The sequence below is a fragment of the Burkholderia sp. MR1-5-21 genome (assembly GCF_053427715.1).
Genome location: NZ_JBSAXD010000117.1, coordinates 1 through 584, shown reverse-complemented (window position 1 = coordinate 584; position 584 = coordinate 1). Strand labels below are relative to the sequence as shown.

Annotated in this window: 1 pseudogene; it reads left to right on the top strand. The window is 67.6% G+C overall.

Features of this window, described 5'->3' with window-relative positions:
• Nucleotides 1-584: pseudogene (gene glyA / locus ACV229_RS40670) on the top strand (serine hydroxymethyltransferase); the annotation flags it as partial.

The window sequence follows — 584 nt, the reverse complement described above, 5'->3', positions numbered from 1 at the left end:
CTGATCGCCGCGGGCGTCTACCCGAACCCGGTGCCGCACGCCGATTTCGTCACGACCACGACGCACAAGAGCCTGCGCGGCCCGCGCGGCGGCGTGATCCTGATGAAGGCCGAGTACGAGAAGCAGATCAACTCGGCGATCTTCCCGGGCATCCAGGGCGGTCCGCTGATGCACGTGATTGCCGCGAAGGCCGTCGCGTTCAAGGAAGCGCTGTCGCCGGAATTCAAGGCCTACCAGCAGAAGGTGGTCGAGAACGCGCGCGTGCTGGCGGAAACGCTCGTCAAGCGTGGCCTGCGCATCGTGTCGGGCCGCACCGAAAGCCACGTGATGCTGGTCGACCTGCGCGCGAAGAACATCACCGGCAAGGCAGCGGAAGCGGCGCTCGGTGCCGCGCACATCACGGTGAACAAGAACGCGATCCCGAACGATCCGGAAAAGCCGTTCGTGACGAGCGGCGTGCGCCTCGGCTCGCCGGCGATGACGACGCGCGGTTTCGGCCCGGCCGAAGCCGAGCGGGTCGGCAACCTGATCGCCGACGTGCTCGAGAGCCCGGAAGACGCGGCAACGATCGAGCGCGTGCGCAC